Annotated in this window: 1 protein-coding gene; it reads right to left on the bottom strand. The window is 28.1% G+C overall.

The features are described from left to right. Nucleotides 1-814: tyrosine-type recombinase/integrase (locus OZJ21_RS09705; protein ID WP_268857753.1), on the bottom strand; the 814-nt coding region annotated here is incomplete at its 3' end. Between the last annotated feature and the right edge of the window lie 90 nt (nucleotides 815-904).

Raw genomic sequence — 904 nt, 5'->3', positions numbered from 1 at the left:
CAAGTCTCCATTCTTTTAAAACTGCTAATGTCTTTTTATCGATAAAAACAATTCTATTACTATTCTTAGTTTTCGGAGTTGAAACTTCAATTTTAGGTGTTGATATTAAAGTTTTGTTAATGGTAATTTGTGACTTATCAAAGTCAATATCATTCCATGTTAAAGCTAAAGCCTCACTTTTTCGCATACCAGAAAACGCCAGTAATCTGAAAAGTACATAGAATTTATACTTTTCATGTTTTTCAGCATATTCAAGGAACGTTTTTAATTCATCTTTGGTATAATAGTTCCTAGAAGTTTGTAATTTATCAAATTGTCTGCTAGCTTTAGGAATAATAACTGATGACGTGGGATCATTTGCTACTATCTTTAATTGCATAGCATATTTGAAAATTCTAGTTATTAAATTGAATATAGCTTTATAGTTCTTTAATGGAATAGAGTACCAAAAATTAATTAAATCTTGACATTCAATAGTTGTGATTTGATTAATTTTTTTATCACCTAAAATAGGTAATATTCTAGATTTATACTGTAATTCAACAACATGGAAAGTAGAATTTTTAACAGTTAATTTATAGTTAGTTACCCACCGTTCATACACTTCACCAAAAGTTATATTCTCGTTGTCTAGAAAGTTAGTATTATTTATTTTTTTCTCAACTTCATCAGCTGCTAATTTAGCCTCTTTCTTTGTGTAAAAACCACTCTTAGTTTTATACTTACGTTTACCAGTTACTGTATCAGTACCAACCAAAATCTGATAACGCCACAACATACCTTTCTTTGTTTTGTATTTTCTAAATGTTGCCATAATATTTACCTCCAAAATTAAATTGAAAGTAAAAAGAAGATGTTAGCAACACACAGCTTTTAATGACTTCAGTGTATTGGTCAATATGAA

Source organism: Ligilactobacillus sp. UO.C109 (assembly GCF_026847815.1).
Lineage (GTDB): Bacteria > Bacillota > Bacilli > Lactobacillales > Lactobacillaceae > Ligilactobacillus > Ligilactobacillus salivarius.
Note: the sequence above shows the minus strand (reverse complement) of the source record. Positions and strands in the feature narration are given on the sequence as shown.